The organism is Thioalkalivibrio sp. ALgr1 (assembly GCF_000378285.1).
Taxonomy (GTDB): domain Bacteria; phylum Pseudomonadota; class Gammaproteobacteria; order Ectothiorhodospirales; family Ectothiorhodospiraceae; genus Thioalkalivibrio.
This window is the reverse complement of sequence record NZ_KB905132.1, coordinates 723,794-740,194: the sequence shown is the minus strand read 5'-3', so window position 1 is coordinate 740,194 and position 16,401 is coordinate 723,794. Positions and strand designations below refer to the sequence as shown.

Sequence of the window (16,401 nt, the reverse complement as noted above, 5' to 3'; positions counted from 1 at the left end):
TTCACCGATGCGACAGAACCAACTGAACGGCACCCTCTACCGCCCCGAATTCGAGCGCGACAACTGCGGCTTCGGCCTGATTGCGCACATGGACGGCGTAGCCAGCCACTGGGTGGTGGACACCGCGATCAAGGCCCTGGAACGGATGACCCACCGCGGCGCGATCGCCGCGGACGGCAAGACCGGCGACGGTTGCGGGCTGCTGATGAAGACCCCCGAAGCCTTCCTGCGCACCCTGGCCTCGGAGTCGAACATCGAACTGGCCGAGCGCTTCGCCGCCGGTATTGTGTTCATCAACCCGGACAAGATCGCCGAGACACGCGCCGCCGTGGAGGGTGCGATCGAGCACGGCCCGCTGAAGCTTGCCGGCTGGCGCGAGGTCCCGATCAACCCGGAAGACGCCTGTGGCGCCGAGGCCCTGAAGAGCCAGCCGCACATCCTGCAGGTGTTCATCAACGCCCCGGCCGACATGGACGGCGACGCCTTCGAGCGCGCGCTGTTCGTAGTGCGCCGCCGCGCCGAGATCGCAATGGGCGACGACCCGGTGTTCTACGTGCCGAGCCTGTCCGCGCGCGTGGTCTCCTACAAGGGTCTGGTGATGCCGGAGAACCTGCCGGTGTTCTACCGCGACCTGCAGCGCCCGGAGCTGGAGACCGCGATCTGCGTGTTCCACCAGCGCTTCTCCACCAACACCTTCCCGCAGTGGGGCCTGGCGCAGCCGTTCCGCTTCCTCGCCCACAACGGCGAGATCAACACCGTGCAGGGCAACCGCAACTGGGCGGTTGCGCGCCAGCACAAGTTCGCCACCGAGAACCTGCCGGAACTGGCCGAGCTGGAGCCGCTGGTCAACCTGGAAGGCTCCGACTCGCAGAGCCTGGACAACATGCTCGAGGTCCTGCTGGCAGGCGGTATGGATCTGTTCCGCGCGATGCGCCTGCTAGTGCCGCCGGCGTGGCAGAACGTCGCGCACATGGACTCCGACCTGCGCGCCTTTTACGAATACAACTCCATGCACATGGAGCCCTGGGACGGCCCGGCCGGGATCGTGCTGACCGACGGCCGCTACGCCGCCTGCACCCTGGACCGCAACGGCCTGCGCCCGGCGCGCTACGTGATCACCAAGGACCGCCACATTACCCTGGCCTCCGAGATCGGCGTGTACGACTACGCCCCGGAGGACGTGGTCGCCAAGGGCCGCCTGAAGCCCGGGCAGATGCTGGCCGTGGATACCGAGTCCGGCGAGCTGCTGCAGCCCGAGGACGTCGACCGCATCAACCGCACGCGCCAGCCCTACCGCCAGTGGCTGCGCGCCCACGTGAAGCACCTGAAGAGCCAGCTGGACGACAACCAGCTGTTCTCCGGCGAGCCGATGCCGGCCGAGCGCCTGGAGACCTACGAGAAGCTGTTCGACGTGACCTTCGAGGAGCGCGACCAGATCCTGCGCGTGCTGGCCGAGGCCGGCCAGGAGGCCGTGGGTTCGATGGGTGACGACACCCCGTTCGCCGTGCTCTCCAGCCACACCCGCTCGCTGTTCGACTACTTCCGCCAGCAGTTCGCCCAGGTCACCAACCCGGCGATCGACCCGCTGCGCGAGAGCATCGTGATGTCGCTGGAGACCTGCTTCGGCCGCGAGCAGAACCTGTTCGAGGAGACCCCGGACCACGCCCACCGCCTGGTATCCGACTCCCCGGTGCTGTCCGAGGCCAAGTTCCGCGAACTGTGCAACCAGACCGAAGACGCCTTCCGCGTCGAGCGCATGGACCTGAACTACGACGTCCATGCCGGCTCCCTGGAAGACGCCGTGAAGGCCCTGACCGACAACGCGGTGGAGGCCGTGCGCGGCGGTGCCGTGGTGCTGGTGCTATCGGACCGCGGCATCGACCCGGAACGCCGCCCGATCCCGGCCGCGCTGGCCGTGGGCGCGGTGCATCACGCCCTGATCCGCGCCAAGCTGCGCACCGACGCCAACATCGTCGCCGAGACCGCCACCGTGCGCGACCCGCACCACTTCGCGGTCCTGCTGGGCTATGGCGCCACCGCGATCTACCCCTACCTGGCCTACTCCGCGCTGCACGGCATGTGCGAGTCCGGCGAGATCCCGAACGCGGACCCGCTGACCCTGGCGCAGAACTACCGCCGTGGCATCAACAAGGGCCTGTTCAAGATCCTGTCGAAGATGGGCATCTCCACCATCGCCAGTTACCGCGGCGCGCAGCTGTTCGAGATCGTCGGCCTGGCCGACGAGGTCGTGGACACCTGCTTCACCGGCACCACCAGCCGCATCAAGGGCACCCGCTTCGCCGATATCGAGGCGGACCTGGAGACGCTGTCCAGGCGCGCCTGGAACCCGCGCAAGAGCGCCGGCCAGGGCGGCCTGCTGAAGTACGTCCACGGCGGTGAGTACCACGCCTACAACCCGGACGTGATCCAGACCCTGCACCGCGCCGTGCAGTCCGGCGACTACGGCGTGTACCAGGAGTACGCCGCACTGGTGAACGAGCGCCCGGTGACCGTGCTGCGCGACCTGCTCAAGGTCCGCGACGACATCGAGCCGATCGCGCTGGACGAGGTCGAGTCCGAGGCCGAGATCCTGCCGCGCTTCGACTCCGCCGGCATGAGCCTGGGCGCGCTGTCGCCGGAGGCCCACGAGGCCCTGGCCACCGCGATGAACCGCCTCGGCGGGCGCTCCAACTCCGGCGAGGGCGGCGAGGCCGTCTCCCGCTACGGCACCGAGCGCATGTCCAAGATCAAGCAGGTGGCCTCCGGCCGCTTCGGCGTGACCCCGCACTACCTGGTCAACGCCGAGGTGCTGCAGATCAAGGTCGCCCAGGGCGCGAAGCCCGGCGAGGGCGGCCAGCTGCCGGGCCACAAGGTCAACAAGATGATCGCGGAGCTGCGCTACTCGAATCCGGGCGTGGCCCTGATCTCGCCGCCGCCGCACCACGACATCTACTCCATCGAGGACCTGGCGCAGCTGATCTTCGACCTCAAGCAGGTCAACCCGGATGCGCTGGTCTCGGTGAAGCTGGTCTCCGAGGCCGGTGTCGGCACCATCGCGGCCGGCGTGGCCAAGGCCTACGCCGACCTGATCACCATCTCCGGTTACGACGGCGGCACCGGCGCCAGCCCGCTGACCTCGGTGAAGTACGCCGGCACCCCGTGGGAGCTGGGCCTGACCGAGACCCACGCGACCCTGCGCGGCAACGATCTCCGCGACAAGGTGCGCCTGCAGACCGATGGCGGCCTGAAGACCGGCCTCGACGTGATCAAGGCGGCGATCCTGGGTGCCGAGAGCTTCGGCTTCGGCACCGGCCCGATGGTCGCGCTGGGCTGCAAGTACCTGCGGATCTGCCACCTGAACAACTGCGCAACGGGTGTCGCCACGCAGGACAAGGTGCTGCGCATGAACCACTTCATCGGCCTGCCCGAGATGGTCATGCACTACTTCCAGTTCGTCGCCCGCGAGACCCGCGAGTGGATGGCGAAGCTGGGCGTGCGCAGCCTGACGGATCTGATCGGCCGTACCGATCTGCTGGAGATCCTGCCGGGCGAGACGCCGAAGCAGCAGCACCTGGACCTGAACGGCCTGCTGGCCAGCGGCGACCTCGACGACAAGCCGCGCTTCTGCAAGGAGCCGAAGAACGAGCCGTTCGACAAGGGCGAGCTGGCCGAGAAGATGGTCGCCGAGATGCTCGAGGCCATCGAGAACAAGGCCGGTGGCGAATACCGCTTCGACGTTGCCAACACCGACCGCTCGATCGGCGCGCGGCTGTCCGGCGAGATCGCCAAGCGCCACGGCAACCAGGGCATGTCCGATGCCCCGATCACCGTGCGCATGAAAGGCACGGCCGGGCAGAGCTTCGGCGTCTGGAACGCCGGCGGCCTGCACCTGTACCTGGAAGGAGACGCCAACGACTACGTCGGCAAGGGCATGACCGGCGGCAAGCTGGTCATCCGTCCGCCGGAAGGCTCGGGCTTCGCCAGCCAGGACACCACCATCATGGGCAATACCTGCCTGTATGGCGCAACCGGCGGCAAGCTTTTCGCGGCCGGCCAGTGCGGCGAACGCTTCGGAGTGCGCAACTCCGGCGCGATCGCCGTGGTGGAAGGCATCGGCGACCACGGCTGCGAGTACATGACCGGCGGCGTGATGGTGGTGCTGGGCAACACCGGCATCAACTTCGGCGCGGGCATGACCGGCGGCTTCGCGTTCGTGCTGGACCGGGAGAACGACTTCCCGGACCGCATCAACAACGAGCTGATCGACCTGCACCGCCTCGACACCGAGGACATGGAGGCCCACCGCAACTACCTGGAGGAGCTCATCACGGAATTCGTGCACGAGACCGACAGCGCCTGGGGCCGCGAAATCCTCGAGCAGTTCGACCACTACCAGGGCTCGTTCTGGCTGGTGAAGCCCAAGGCCTCCGAACTCCGGGGCCTGCTGGCCAACCTGCGCCAGGCCGCCTGACCCACCACCCGGCGGAACGTTCAAACGGGCCCCTGACGGGGCCCGTTTTGTTTGCAGTGCCCCAAAACCCGTCATTGCGAGCGCAGCGAAGCCATCGCTTGATGCTGTGTTCTGGTGGCAGTTCCTGGAGATTGCTTCGCTGCGCTCGCAATGACCTGGCAGCACCCGGACACCATCCCGCGACCGGAGGCTGACGGATAGCGATTGCTTCGCCGCCCCCGGCTCCTCGCAAGGACGCCGAGGTAGAAAGCAGCGTCATCGCGAGGAGCGAAGCGACGTGGCGATCTCCACGGGCAACCCCGGCGTCCGCCCCGGAGACCACCGGGGCTCGCCGCATCGGCTGCGGCGTCCCGCAATGACGTGTTGCGCCCCGACCCTGGGCTATCATGCGAACCTGACGACGAGCACACCCCCGAGGAATAGCCGGCGAAACCATGGCAGGTCTCATCCCCCAGGCATTCATCGACGAGTTGCTCGAACGTAGCGATATCGTCGAGGTGATCCAGCGCCGCGTGAGCCTGAAGAAGGCCGGGCGCGAGTTCGCCGCCTGCTGCCCGTTCCACGGCGAGAAGACACCGTCGTTCTACGTCTCTCCGCAAAAGCAGTTCTACCACTGCTTCGGCTGCGGGGCGCACGGCACGGCCATCAGCTTCCTGATGGAGTACGAGAATCTGAGCTTCCCCGAGGCGGTCGAGCAACTGGCCGAGCAGGCCGGACTGGAGGTCCCTCGCGAGGCCGGAGCGGACGACAAGCGCGAGGCCCACGCGCCGCTGTACGAGGCCCTGAACGCGGCCGCCGACTACTACGTGCAGCAGCTGCGCCAGACGCCGAAGGCAGTCGAATACCTGAAAAACCGCGGCATCGACGGCACCACCGCCCGCGACTACCAGATCGGCTGGGCCCCGCCCTCGGGCCTGATCGAGGCACTCCAGCCACGCTTCACCCCGCAACAGCTGGTGGAAGCCGGCCTGGCCGCGCGGCGCGACGACGGCGGCATCCGCGAGCGCTTCCGCGCGCGCATCATGTTTCCGATCCGCGACCGGCGCGGGTGCATCACCGGCTTCGGCGGGCGCCTGATCGAGGACGGCGAGCCGAAGTACCTGAACAGCCCGGAGAGCGAGGTCTTCCACAAGGGACAGACCATCTACGGCCTGTTCGAGGCGCGCAAGGCCGGCACCCGGCTGGATGACATCGTGGTGGTCGAGGGCTACATGGACGTGGTCGGGCTGGCGCGCGCCGGCTTTCGCCGCGCGGTGGCCTGCATGGGCACCGCCCTGACCCGCGCCCACCTGGACAGCCTGTTCCGCCAGGTCTCGCGCATCACCCTGTGCTTCGACGGCGACGCCGCCGGGCGCCGCGCGGCCTGGCGCTCGCTGGCCGAGGCCCTGCCCGCGATCCAGGGCCTGCGCGAGGTGCGCGTGCTGTTCCTGCCCGAGGGCGACGACCCCGACAGCCTGGTGCTGCGCGACGGCCTCGCCGGCTGGGAGGAACGCCTCACCGGCGCCCTGCCCCTGTCCGAGACGCTTGTGCGGCTGTTGCGCGAGGAACACCCGACCGAAACCGCCGAGGGCCGCACCCGCTTCGCGCATGCCGCGATGAAACTGGTCTCCACCACCCGTGACCCACTGTTCCGCGACCAGCTGGTCGAGCGTGTCGCCCAGGAGACCCACCTGAGCCCGGAGCGGCTGGGCGAGCAACTGCGCGAGGCCGAAGACGGGAACGCCCGCGCGACGGGCCCCGTCTCCGCACCGGCGGACATCCCCGATGCCCCACCCGCCGAGCCGGCGGGCGCGGCGCAGGAGACACCCTCCGCCCTTTGGGGGGCGCTGCTTGCGCGCATCCTGCAGCACCCCGAGCTCGAGTGGTCCCAGTCCGAACTGGCCGACCTCACGGCCTTCCCCGGCACCGCCGCGCAAACGCTGGGCAAGCTGCTCACGGCCCTGCAAGAGCGTCCCGGCTGTAGCAGCGCCCATCTGCTGGAAAGATTCCGCGACGATCGCCACTTCAACCGCCTGCAGGCCCTGGCCGCCCGGGAACTTGGCGATGGCGACCCGAAGGTGACCCAACAGGTGGCCATGGACTGTGCCCGCCAGCTCCTGCTCCAGCAGGCACGCACGCGGATTCGTGAACTCACTCGCGCAGACGGCGGGCTCACTACGGAACAACGCGAGGAGCTCGCGCGTCTTAGTGCACTACTGCAGAAGAGAAACCCCGGTTAGATTCCCCCGTAGCACGCGGCCCAAAGGCCGTAAGCGATTGAAATTGAAAACTCCGCCCCCAGAGTACTTACCGGGATTTCCGCGACCCGGCAGAGGGTTTGGCGGGAGAATCCCGGCAATATAAGAATCTTCTGCTACAATGTAGGATTGATTTTTCTGCGACCCGGAATGATCCGACCCATTCAGCGACCCAGGCACCTCGGAGTACGACCGTAATGAATCGTGAAGAGCAACAATCCCAGCTCAAGGAACTGATTGCCAAGGGCAAGGAGCAGGGATACCTCACGTATACCGAGGTCAACGACCACCTGCCCGACTCGATCATCGACTCCGACCAGGTCGAGGACATCATCGCGATGATCAACGACATGGGCATCGCGGTGCACGAACAGGCCCCGGACGCCGACAGCCTGCTGTTGTCCGACGGCTCCGTCTCCGCCGACGAGGACGCCGAGGACGCCGTGGCCGCGCTCGCCTCGGCCGATTCCGATTTCGGTCGCACCACCGACCCGGTGCGCATGTACATGCGCGAGATGGGCACGGTCGAGCTGCTGACCCGAGAAGGCGAGATCCGCATCGCCAAGCGCATCGAAGAGGGCCTGATGCAGGTCCTGTTCGCGCTCGCCCATCACCCGGGCGCGATCGAGCGGCTGATCCACGAGTACGATCAGATTGTCGCGAACAACGGCCGCCTGACCGATCTGGTGGTCTCCTTCATCGACCCGAACGACCACGCCAACGGCGAGGCCGTGGCCCGTGGCCTGGTGACGCCGGAACAGTCGCAGAAGGCCCAGGACGAGCAGAAGGCGGCGGCCGCGGCCGCCGCCGAACAACAGGCCAGCGCCGAGCTGGACGCCATCGTCGACGAGGTGGAGGACGCCGAGGAAGACGACGAGGCCGCCGAACCGGTCGACACCGGCCCCGACCCGGAAGAGGCCCGCGAACGCTTCGAGAAGCTGCGCAAGCTGCACGCCAAGGCCCACAAGGCCTTCGAGAAGGGCAACCGCGAGGCCTACGCCGTCGCGCGCGAGGCCACCGCCAAGTACTTCATGGAGTTCAAGCTGGTCCCGCGCATGGTCGACCAGCTGACCAGCCAGCTACATGGCAGCATCGACCAGATCCGCCGCCATGAACGCCGCATCATGGAACTGGCCGTAAACCAGGCGCAGATGCCGCGCAAGGCGTTCATCGACAGCTTCCCGAAGAACGAGACCAACCTCGGCTGGATCAAGCAGGCCTGCAAGGCCAAGGGCAAGTACACCACCGCCCTCGCCGAGCACGAGGAAGAGATCGTGCGCCTGCAGAAAAAGCTCGCCGAGACCGAACACGAGGCCAGCCTGAACATCTCCGAGATCAAGGAGATCAATCGCCGCATGTCCATCGGCGAGGCCAAGGCTCGCCGCGCGAAGAAGGAGATGGTCGAGGCCAACCTGCGCCTGGTGATCTCCATCGCCAAGAAGTACACCAATCGCGGCCTGCAGTTCCTCGACCTGATCCAGGAGGGCAACATCGGCCTGATGAAGGCGGTGGACAAGTTCGAATACCGCCGCGGCTACAAGTTCTCGACCTATGCCACCTGGTGGATTCGCCAGGCCATCACCCGCTCCATCGCGGACCAGGCCCGGACCATCCGCATCCCGGTGCACATGATCGAGACCATCAACAAGCTCAACCGCGTCTCCCGCCAGATGCTGCAGGAAATGGGCCGCGAGGCCACGCCGGAAGAGCTGGCCGAGCGCATGGAGATGCCCGAGGACAAGATCCGCAAGGTGCTCAAGATCTCCAAGGAACCGATCTCCATGGAGACCCCGATCGGCGACGACGAAGACTCCCACCTGGGCGACTTCATCGAAGACGAAAAGGTCGCCTCGCCGTCGGACTCCGCCGCGCGCGAGAGCCTGTCCGAGGCCACCCGCGAGATCCTGTCCACGCTGACCCCGCGCGAAGCCAAGGTCCTGCGCATGCGCTTCGGCATCGACATGAACACCGACCACACCCTCGAGGAAGTCGGCAAGCAGTTCGACGTCACCCGCGAGCGCATCCGCCAGATCGAGGCCAAGGCCCTGCGCAAGCTGCGCCACCCGACCCGCGCCGAACTGCTGCGCACCTACACCGACGCCGAGTAACACCCGGCCGGCTCCCCGCCGGCCACCCTCTGCGGCGCCATCTCTTCCTTTCCGGGTAGAATGGCGCCGCAGTCGTTTGTACCCTCCCCGATTACGGGCCTGTAGCTCAGTTGGTTAGAGCAGGGGACTCATAATCCCTTGGTCGTCGGTTCGAGTCCGACCGGGCCCACCACTCGCTTGCGCTCCTGCTGGGCGGGTCGGACTATTCCAGTCGCGCGCCTGCCGGCGCACGCCGTTCCGGCCTCGCGAAGACAGGCTTCGCGCCGCTGCGCGGCCGGCCTCCACCCAACCGGGCCCACCACTCGCTTGCGCTCCTGCTGGGCAGGTCGGACTATTCCAGTCGCGCGCCTGCCGGCGCACGCCGTTCCGGCCTCGCGAGGACAGGCTTCGCGCCGCTACGCGGCCGGCTTCTACCCAACCGGGACCGCCACTCGAACCCTTGCTTGCAGCACGGGGGCATTCCGGGGCCGTTGCGCTCAGGCCGCCTCTGCGGTGACGAGGCCGCGCTGCAGGTCGACGGTGATCCGTTGGCCCTCGATGACCGTGGCGCAGGCCAGCAGGAAGATCTCCACGAACTCGTTGCGCTCTTCCTCCGGCATCTCCGAGGAGGTGTTGGAGGCATTGAAGGTGCCGAACATGGTGTCGTGGGCGCCGGCCGAGTACAGGATCAGGCGCTGCATGGCGGCCTGGTCGTCCGGCGATGGGGCCGCGGTATCCAGGACCGGCTCGCCGAGCTTCTGCTTGATGGTGGAATAGAGATGAAACAGGTATTCCGCCGCGCTCTCCCGGCCCCGCCGATCCTGCAGGGTGAAGTTAGCCGAAACCGCCTCGCCACTGCGAGCACGCAGGAGGATGTGCTTCGGCTCGGGCTGATCGTCGGCGTACGGGTTCAGGATGTTGACCACGATGTCTCCAGCGGGGTTGGACAGATGGCGGGCCAGAGTACGAGACCGCCTGCGAGATTTCCATGACGCCCCCGCCAGCCATGTAGCTATCCACTGCGGGGGGAATACGCAGCCATGCTGGGCCGGCCTCCACCGAACCCGGCGCGCCTGCTCACACACCTCGACGAAGGGACTTGAAGGGACGCACCCTTGCTGGCACGTTTCAAGTCAAAAGCGTGTTCGTACCGATCCCGGTCACCAATGGAGCACCACGATGGCGAAATCCGTTTTGATGTGCCGACCGGAACACTTCGCCATCCACTATGAGATCAACCCCTGGATGGACCTTGAGTGCCCCGTGTGCCCGGACGCAGCGGCCCGGCAATGGGAGGCGCTTTATCAACTGTATACGGAGACCCTTGGCTGGGAGGTCCATCTGATCCCGCCCGTCGAGGGGTTTCCGGATATGGTCTTCACGGCCAACGGCGCGCTCGTCGTGGGTGACAAGGTGGCGCTGCCCACCTTTCGGCATCCAGAGCGTCAGGGCGAGACCTGGTGGTTCGAAAGCTGGCTGCGCGAGCAGGGGTTCACGGTGCTCTACCAGCCCCGCCACGATTTCGAGGGCGAAGGGGATGCGCTGATCTGGAACGACACGCTCTTCGCCGGCTATCCCTGGCGCAGTGACCAGGCGGCGCATGCCGAGCTCGCGTCATTTCTGGATCTGGAAGTGGTCAGCCTCCAGCTAACCGATGCCCGCTTCTACCACCTCGACACGGCTTTCACGGTGGTCGATCACCAAACCGTTGCGCTCTATCCGCCCGCCTTTACCCACGAGAGCCTGGAGGCGGTACGGCATCGGGTGCCCAATGTGATCGAGGCGAACGAGGCCGATGCGCTGGCCTACGGCCTCAATGCGGTCAGCGATGGCGAGCGAATCGTCCTCAGCGACCGGGCCACGGGACTCGCCGAACGCTACCGGCAGCACGGCATGGAGGTGCACCTGGTGGCGATCGACGAATTTCAGAAATCCGGTGGCGGCATGAAGTGCCTGACGCTGGACCTGAAAGGAAGGCTGCAAGGCCGATAATCAAGACTCTCGCCCCTTGCCCTGGCTGTTCGAGCAGACACCGTCGCGACAGGCGGGCGACTGTCGATGGCGCCGAAGTGGCCGACCCGCGCCGATTCGGACGGTTTGCGGCGGCTTTCCCTTGGATACCCATCATGGCGCAACCTGCCCTGCCTTTACGGGGTTGCGGCAAGGTTGGGATACTGCCGGTATGTGATGGCGCGCACGGTTTGCGGGCGGTCGCCGGAAACTCACCTGCCGACCGAGAGAGCGACCTCCGCCGCCTCCATGCGCCTGCTCAAGCACCCTGTATTCTTCGGCTGCCTGCTTTTCCTGGCTACGGCCGCCGGGGCGAGCAGCCTGCCTGCGGAATCCGGCAACGGCGTCGCGGGGCCCGCCCCCATAGTCGGCTCCGGCGATCAGTCGGCGGACGGGCCACTGAGGCTCACGCTGCGCGATGCACTGCAACTGGCCATCGCTCGCAATGCGTCGCTGCGCAGCGCGTATCTAGGCCGCGTGCTCGATCGGGCCAACCTGGATCTGGCCGAACGCACGTTCCAGCCCCGCAGCTCGGTATCGCTCGAGGCGCGGGAAGACCGCTCGGCCGGCTTGAACGGCACACGCACGCGGACCGCCAGCGTGGCTCCGGGAGCCAGCATGGCGCTCCCAACAGGTGCACAGGCCAGCCTGAACTGGCGAGTGGAGCGGGTGCTGCAATCCAGCGCACCCGATGGGACGGAGGACAGCACGTCCGAGGTCACGCTGGACATCAGGCAACCGCTACTGCGCGGCGGCGGGCTGGAGATTGGGCGGGCCCCCGTCGAGCGGGCACACCTGAATGAAGAACGGAACGTGCTGGTCCTGGAGTCGCAGGTCACCAGCACCCTCGCCCAGGTGATCCAGTCCTATCGCACGCTGATTCTGGAGAACCAGCGAGTGGAGCTAGCCGAACTGGCCCTGGAGCGCAGTCGCCAGAACCTCGAAACCCGCAGCGAACTGGTGGACCGCGGTCGGCTTTCCGCGGCGGACCTGGCGCTCGCGCGCGAGAGCCTGGCGCGCCAGGAACTGCAGCGCGAGCAGACCCTTGAGCGCCGAGACCAGGCCGAGCTGGAACTGGTGCGCCTGATCGGACTGGAACCGGGGACGAGGGTCGAGCCGGAAGACACCATCGATATCCGCTCCGTACAGGCGCTCCATTCTGACGCACCCAGCCTGGACCAGGCGCTGGATATAGCCATGGAGCAGCGCCCGGAGCTGCGCCAGTCGCTGGTCACCCAGCAACTGGCCGCGCTTGATCGAACGCTGGCCGAGGATGCCAACCGCTGGCAACTGGACCTGTCCGCCTCGGTCGAGGTCAGGGGCGATGCCCCTTCCACCACGCGCGCGATCGAGCAGGGCTTCGAGGAATCGCCCGGCCATACGGTAGGCCTGCAACTCAGCATCCCCTGGGGCGACCGCCCCGCTCGCCAGCAGCGCCTGGGTACGGCGCGTGTAGAGCAGCGCCAGGCGCGCCTGAGCACTGAAGAGCTGCGAACCTCTATCCGCATCGAGGTCCAGCGCAACCTGAACGCCCTCGAGAGCCGCTGGGATCAGTTGCGCCTGGCGGAGCAATCGCTGGAGCTTGCGCGCCAGGCCGTGGCCGTCGAACAGGAAAAACTCGGCGTGGGGCGATCCTCGGGATTCGAGGTGGAAAGCGTAGAGCGCGCGCTTCGCGAAGCGGAACAATCCCTGCTGGATGCCGCCATCAACTACCAGAATGCCCGAACCGATCTCGATCGCGTCATGGGTGTCGTGCTCGAGCGCTGGGAACTGGCGATCCCTCAGCCGACGAGCTGACTCGGTCTCCCACATCTCCCCCGAACACCCCGTGTACAACAATCCCCGGGGCGCTCCAGCTCACGCCGAACTAACCATTCCCGCGGGGATTACAACCTTGCTGTGCTAGGTTGAGCCACTCCACTCGACAGTCCGCACGGAGGCCACCCCCGCATGATTGATCAGCCGCTTCGACGCGCCGCGCTAATGGCAGGCGCTGTAACCGCCCTCACGGGCATCTCGGGCTCGGCTATGGCCTCAGGCGTATCCAGTGCGAGCGTGGGCGACACGCTCCGCGCCGGGGACTCTGTAAGGGTCGAGGCCGCGATCGGTTCCACGGGTTGCATGGGCCTGCGCGGGCTGTCCGACAGCGAGGTCCAGGGATACCAGTTGATCGTCTCCTACAGGGGAGGGGACCCGATCACCAAGCAGCGGGGACGCGAGAGCTGGAGGGAAGGAGAAACCAAGCGCTTCGACTTTCGCACCTCCGAGATCCGTGTGCTGTCCGGCGCCGTAGAGATCACCGAGATCAGTAATAGCGGTGGCGGCTGCCCCGACCGGCTTGGACTGCGCGTCAGCTGAACGCGGCCGCGCAAAATAAAACCGAACCCACCGAAACAGGATCCGGAATGCCAAAGATCACCCACGCTCTTGTCGCCACGGCCCTGCTCTCGATCGCCGCTACCTCGCCCACAGCCGCCTCGGGGGGCGGAAGCTCGGCCAACGAAGGCGATGTCCTGCGCAGCGGCGATCGCGTGCAACTGGCTACGCAAAGCTTCGCGACCGGGTGCATCGGCTTTCGCGGGCTCGAGTCCAGCGAGCTGCAGGGATACGCATCCGTAATGGACGATGACTACCCCCACCGGGAACGGATGACGCTGGAGGCCCGTGACCGGGAAAGCTGGCGTTCCGGCGAGACCAAGCGGCTCGACTTTTCCCACCGTTCGGAGGTTCACGTGGTCTCCGGAGAGGTCGAGATCACCGAAATTCGCTATAGCGGTGGCGGCTGCCCGAACCGCCTCGGCATACGCTGACCCGCTCGACCTCCCCGACCGGGGAAGCCGCCCGCGCGGCGGCCCTATCCCCGCCGACTGCCCTGTTTGCGCTCGCCCGCGGTGCGTTGCTGGCGGGCTCCGCGATCCTCTTTCACCTGAGTTTTGCCGAAGGGCCGCTCCCCGGGGTCTTCACTCTGTTCTCCATAAGCCTGCTGGGGCTCGCGCTGCAGGGGCTCAGGCCGGGGGCGGCCGCCGCGGCCGGGCTGCTCGCCGGCCTGGGCTACTGGTTGCCATCGGTGGGATGGGTGGTACCGGGCATGGAGGCATGGCTGGACCTTCCGTGGGCAGTGGGCGGTCTGACCGTGCTCGGGATTGCGCTGTTCCAGGCGCTCCCGTATGCCGCGTTCGCCGCGACGGCCTCGCTCCTGGCGCTGCGCCTGGAGCGACCCGCGCAGGCCCTGCTTGCGGCAGGTCTGCTGACCGTCATCCTGTCGTTCTCGCCGCAGATCCTTCCCGGTCATTTCGGCTATGCCCTGCTCGCCCATCCACGCCTCACTCAAGTGGTCGATGTCGGCGGCATCCCGCTCCTGCTGTTTTTTGCGGCTGCGCTCGGCTTTCTCGCCGCCGGCATCCTGACCGGGCTGCACCGTCGTACGCTCGCGCCGGCTGCACCGCTGCTGCTGGTACTACTGCTCGCCGCCCTGCTCGCATACGGAAGCTTTCGCCTGGACGCGCTGGACCAGGCCGCGCCGGAGCACAGCTCACGCCTGGGGCTGGTGCAGCCCAATATCCCGGTCCATGCGCGGCGCGACGACATGCCAGCGGCCGACCGCGACAACGACATCGAGACCGCGATCGAGATGACTCGACGGCTGCATGCGTCCGACCCCGACCTGGATCTGGTGATCTGGCCCGAGGCCGCGATCACGATGCAGGCGGCGCCGGAATCCTGGGGTCATCGCGCGCTCGCCGATCTCGCCGACGGGATCGGGGTGCCCATACTGGTCAACGGGACCGAGCAGCGCCGCGACGGGGATCATGTCGTCCACAATGTCGCCCTGCTGTTCGAGCCCGACTCTGGCCTGTCCGGGACCTACCGCAAGCGCAAGCTTGTGCCATTCGGGGAATACCTGCCTCTTGAAAAGCAGCTCCCCTGGCTGCGCACGCAGCTCCCGCAGGCCTCGCGCTTCAGCCCGGGATCGATGGCGGCGCCGCTGACTGGCCCCGATGGCATACCCCTCGCTCCGGCGATCTGTTTCGAGAGCCTGTTCGCTGACCTGGTGCGGGAGAATCTGGCCGGGCAGGCCGGCCTGATCGTGAACATCAGCAATCACGCCTGGTTCGGCTCCCCACGGACAGCCGATGCCCACCGGTCCATCGCCCGTGCACGCAGCCTGGAAAACCGCAGCCCGTTGATCATGCTGCACAACACCGGGGGTGGTGCCGTGTTCGATGCCGCCGGCCGGGTCGTACCCGGAAGCGAGACCCCGCATTGGGAAAGCACGACCCGAAGCATCGATGTACACACCGTAGCGGACCGGCCGTTCTATCAGCGCCATGGCGATCGTGTCCTGCAGGGCCTGGCCGTGCTGGTGATGCTGGCCGGGCTCTACCGGGGGTGGCGGCGGTTTGCGCGGCCTACTCGCTGCGCAACGCGATGATCGGATCCAGCCGCGAGGCCTGCAACGCGGGGTAGTAGCCGAAGGCCACCCCGGTCAGGGTCGACACGGAGACGCCCAGCGCGACCGCCACGGGTGCCGCCACAAAGGCATTGCCGGTGAAGTGTGCGAAGCCGTATGCCACGCCGGTACCCAGTACGGCGCCGAGCACGCCGCCCAGCAGACACAGCAGCACGGCCTCGACCAGAAACTGCCGGCGGATGTCGGCATTGCGTGCCCCGATGGCCAGACGGATTCCGATCTCGCGACGGCGCTCGGTCACCGACACCAGCATGATGTTCATGATGCCCACCCCTCCGACGATCAGGGCGATGCTGCCGATCGCACCGAGCATGACGGTAAACATGCGGCTTTGCGCCTCCATGTTCTCCAGCAGTTGCTCGGCGCTGTTGACCTCGACCCGCAGCCCCGGGACACGATCGGAAAACCACTCGATGATCTGCTGCCCCAGGGCGCTGTGATCGACCTCGTTGTGCACCCGTGCAAGGATGCCGTCCAGGTCCCCGTCCGGCTCGAATCGCTGCAGGGCCTCCAGCGGCAGAAACACCGTGCTGTTCGGTGACACCGGGCTGACACCCCCGCCCCGCGGGTAGGGTTCGAGGATCCCGGCGACGGTCACATAGTACGCCCCGATACGGACCCGCTCGCCCACCTCCAGCGGACTCCCGGCCTCGCGCGCATAACGCTGCGCCACCTCGGCGCCGAACACCCCCTGCAGGCTGACGCCATCGATATCCGATATCCAGCGACCCTGGGCGAGACGCACCCGCAGCAGGTCGCGCAGCGATTCGGTCGCGCCCGTCAGGCGCAGGTTGTGATTGTCCGCGCCCATTTGCAGCTGGGCGCTACCGGTACTGAACGGCGCCACGCGCTGCAGGCCATCGGTCTCGCGCCCCAGATCAAACGCCAGCTCCGGAGTCAGCGATACCGCTTGGCCATCCTCTTCGCGCTGAAAGCGCTCGCGGATATTGACCACATTCGTGCCCATGGCACGAAACTGCTCCAGCATCGCGTTCTGCATGATCGTGCCGACATTCAGCATCGCGATCACCGAGGCCGTGCCGATCACGATCCCCAGCAGGGCCAGCAGCGATCGCTGCTTGGTCGCGGCGATGTTGCGCAGGGCCTCGCCCAGCAGCACACGGG

At 67.0% G+C, this 16,401-nt stretch carries 10 protein-coding genes and 1 tRNA gene; 9 read left to right on the top strand and 2 right to left on the bottom strand.

Annotated features, from left to right (window positions below):
- Window positions 1–7 precede the first annotated feature (7 nt).
- The 4 genes from gltB (at window position 8) to F466_RS0103515 (ending at window position 8,988) form a co-directional block, all read left to right on the top strand.
- Window positions 8–4,471 (top strand): glutamate synthase large subunit, encoded by a 4,464-nt coding sequence (gltB, locus tag F466_RS0103530; RefSeq protein ID WP_018993460.1) that lies wholly within the window; start codon window positions 8–10, stop codon window positions 4,469–4,471.
- Window positions 4,472–4,905: 434 nt separating this feature from the next.
- Entirely contained in the window at window positions 4,906–6,690 is a 1,785-nt protein-coding gene (gene dnaG, locus F466_RS0103525; protein WP_018993459.1) for a DNA primase, read from the top strand.
- A gap of 215 nt (window positions 6,691–6,905) precedes the next feature.
- Complete coding sequence (rpoD, locus tag F466_RS0103520) at window positions 6,906–8,816, top strand: RNA polymerase sigma factor RpoD (RefSeq protein WP_018993458.1); 1,911 nt, start codon at window positions 6,906–6,908, stop codon at window positions 8,814–8,816.
- 95 nt (window positions 8,817–8,911) lie between these two features.
- A tRNA-Ile gene (locus F466_RS0103515) sits at window positions 8,912–8,988 on the top strand.
- A 304-nt stretch (window positions 8,989–9,292) separates the two neighbouring features.
- Here F466_RS0103515 and F466_RS0103510 read toward each other — a convergent pair.
- A complete protein-coding gene (locus F466_RS0103510; protein ID WP_018175241.1) occupies window positions 9,293–9,721 on the bottom strand; it encodes a hypothetical protein in 429 nt (142 codons plus the stop codon).
- Between F466_RS0103510 and ddaH the strand changes: the two genes are divergently transcribed.
- From ddaH to lnt, 5 genes are all read left to right on the top strand, one after another.
- Window positions 9,711–10,787, top strand: coding sequence for a dimethylargininase (gene ddaH, locus F466_RS0103505; RefSeq protein ID WP_369773117.1), 1,077 nt, complete (start codon window positions 9,711–9,713; stop codon window positions 10,785–10,787). The two genes, F466_RS0103510 and ddaH, sit on opposite strands and share 11 nt — an antisense overlap.
- 267 nt (window positions 10,788–11,054) lie before the next feature.
- The gene (locus F466_RS0103500) at window positions 11,055–12,602 is read left to right on the top strand and encodes a TolC family protein (protein WP_018993456.1); all 1,548 of its coding nucleotides are present in this window, start codon (window positions 11,055–11,057) and stop codon (window positions 12,600–12,602) included.
- 153 nt (window positions 12,603–12,755) lie between these two features.
- Window positions 12,756–13,163 carry a hypothetical protein gene (locus tag F466_RS0103495; RefSeq protein WP_018993455.1) on the top strand — a complete coding sequence of 136 codons (408 nt, stop codon included), beginning with the start codon at window positions 12,756–12,758 and terminating at the stop codon, window positions 13,161–13,163.
- Window positions 13,164–13,210: 47 nt separating this feature from the next.
- Window positions 13,211–13,615: a hypothetical protein gene (locus F466_RS0103490; RefSeq protein WP_018993454.1), complete on the top strand. Its 405-nt coding sequence runs from the start codon at window positions 13,211–13,213 to the stop codon at window positions 13,613–13,615.
- 86 nt (window positions 13,616–13,701) lie between these two features.
- Window positions 13,702–15,237 carry an apolipoprotein N-acyltransferase gene (gene lnt / locus F466_RS0103485; RefSeq protein WP_018993453.1) on the top strand — a complete coding sequence of 512 codons (1,536 nt, stop codon included), beginning with the start codon at window positions 13,702–13,704 and terminating at the stop codon, window positions 15,235–15,237.
- Here the strand turns inward: lnt and F466_RS0103480 are convergent.
- The gene (locus F466_RS0103480) at window positions 15,215–16,396 is read right to left on the bottom strand and encodes an ABC transporter permease (RefSeq protein WP_018175235.1); all 1,182 of its coding nucleotides are present in this window, start codon (window positions 16,394–16,396) and stop codon (window positions 15,215–15,217) included. The two genes, lnt and F466_RS0103480, sit on opposite strands and share 23 nt — an antisense overlap.
- Window positions 16,397–16,401 lie beyond the last annotated feature (5 nt).

What these genes read in the sequence shown, in the direction of transcription:
- gltB (WP_018993460.1), top strand. Translation starts at nt 8, where the DNA reads ATGCGACAGAACCAACTGAACGGCACCCTCTACCGCCCCGAATTCGAG.
- dnaG (WP_018993459.1), top strand. Translation starts at nt 4,906, where the DNA reads ATGGCAGGTCTCATCCCCCAGGCATTCATCGACGAGTTGCTCGAACGT.
- rpoD (WP_018993458.1), top strand. Translation starts at nt 6,906, where the DNA reads ATGAATCGTGAAGAGCAACAATCCCAGCTCAAGGAACTGATTGCCAAG.
- ddaH (WP_369773117.1), top strand. Translation starts at nt 9,711, where the DNA reads ATGTTGACCACGATGTCTCCAGCGGGGTTGGACAGATGGCGGGCCAGA.
- F466_RS0103500 (WP_018993456.1), top strand. Translation starts at nt 11,055, where the DNA reads ATGCGCCTGCTCAAGCACCCTGTATTCTTCGGCTGCCTGCTTTTCCTG.
- F466_RS0103495 (WP_018993455.1), top strand. Translation starts at nt 12,756, where the DNA reads ATGATTGATCAGCCGCTTCGACGCGCCGCGCTAATGGCAGGCGCTGTA.
- F466_RS0103490 (WP_018993454.1), top strand. Translation starts at nt 13,211, where the DNA reads ATGCCAAAGATCACCCACGCTCTTGTCGCCACGGCCCTGCTCTCGATC.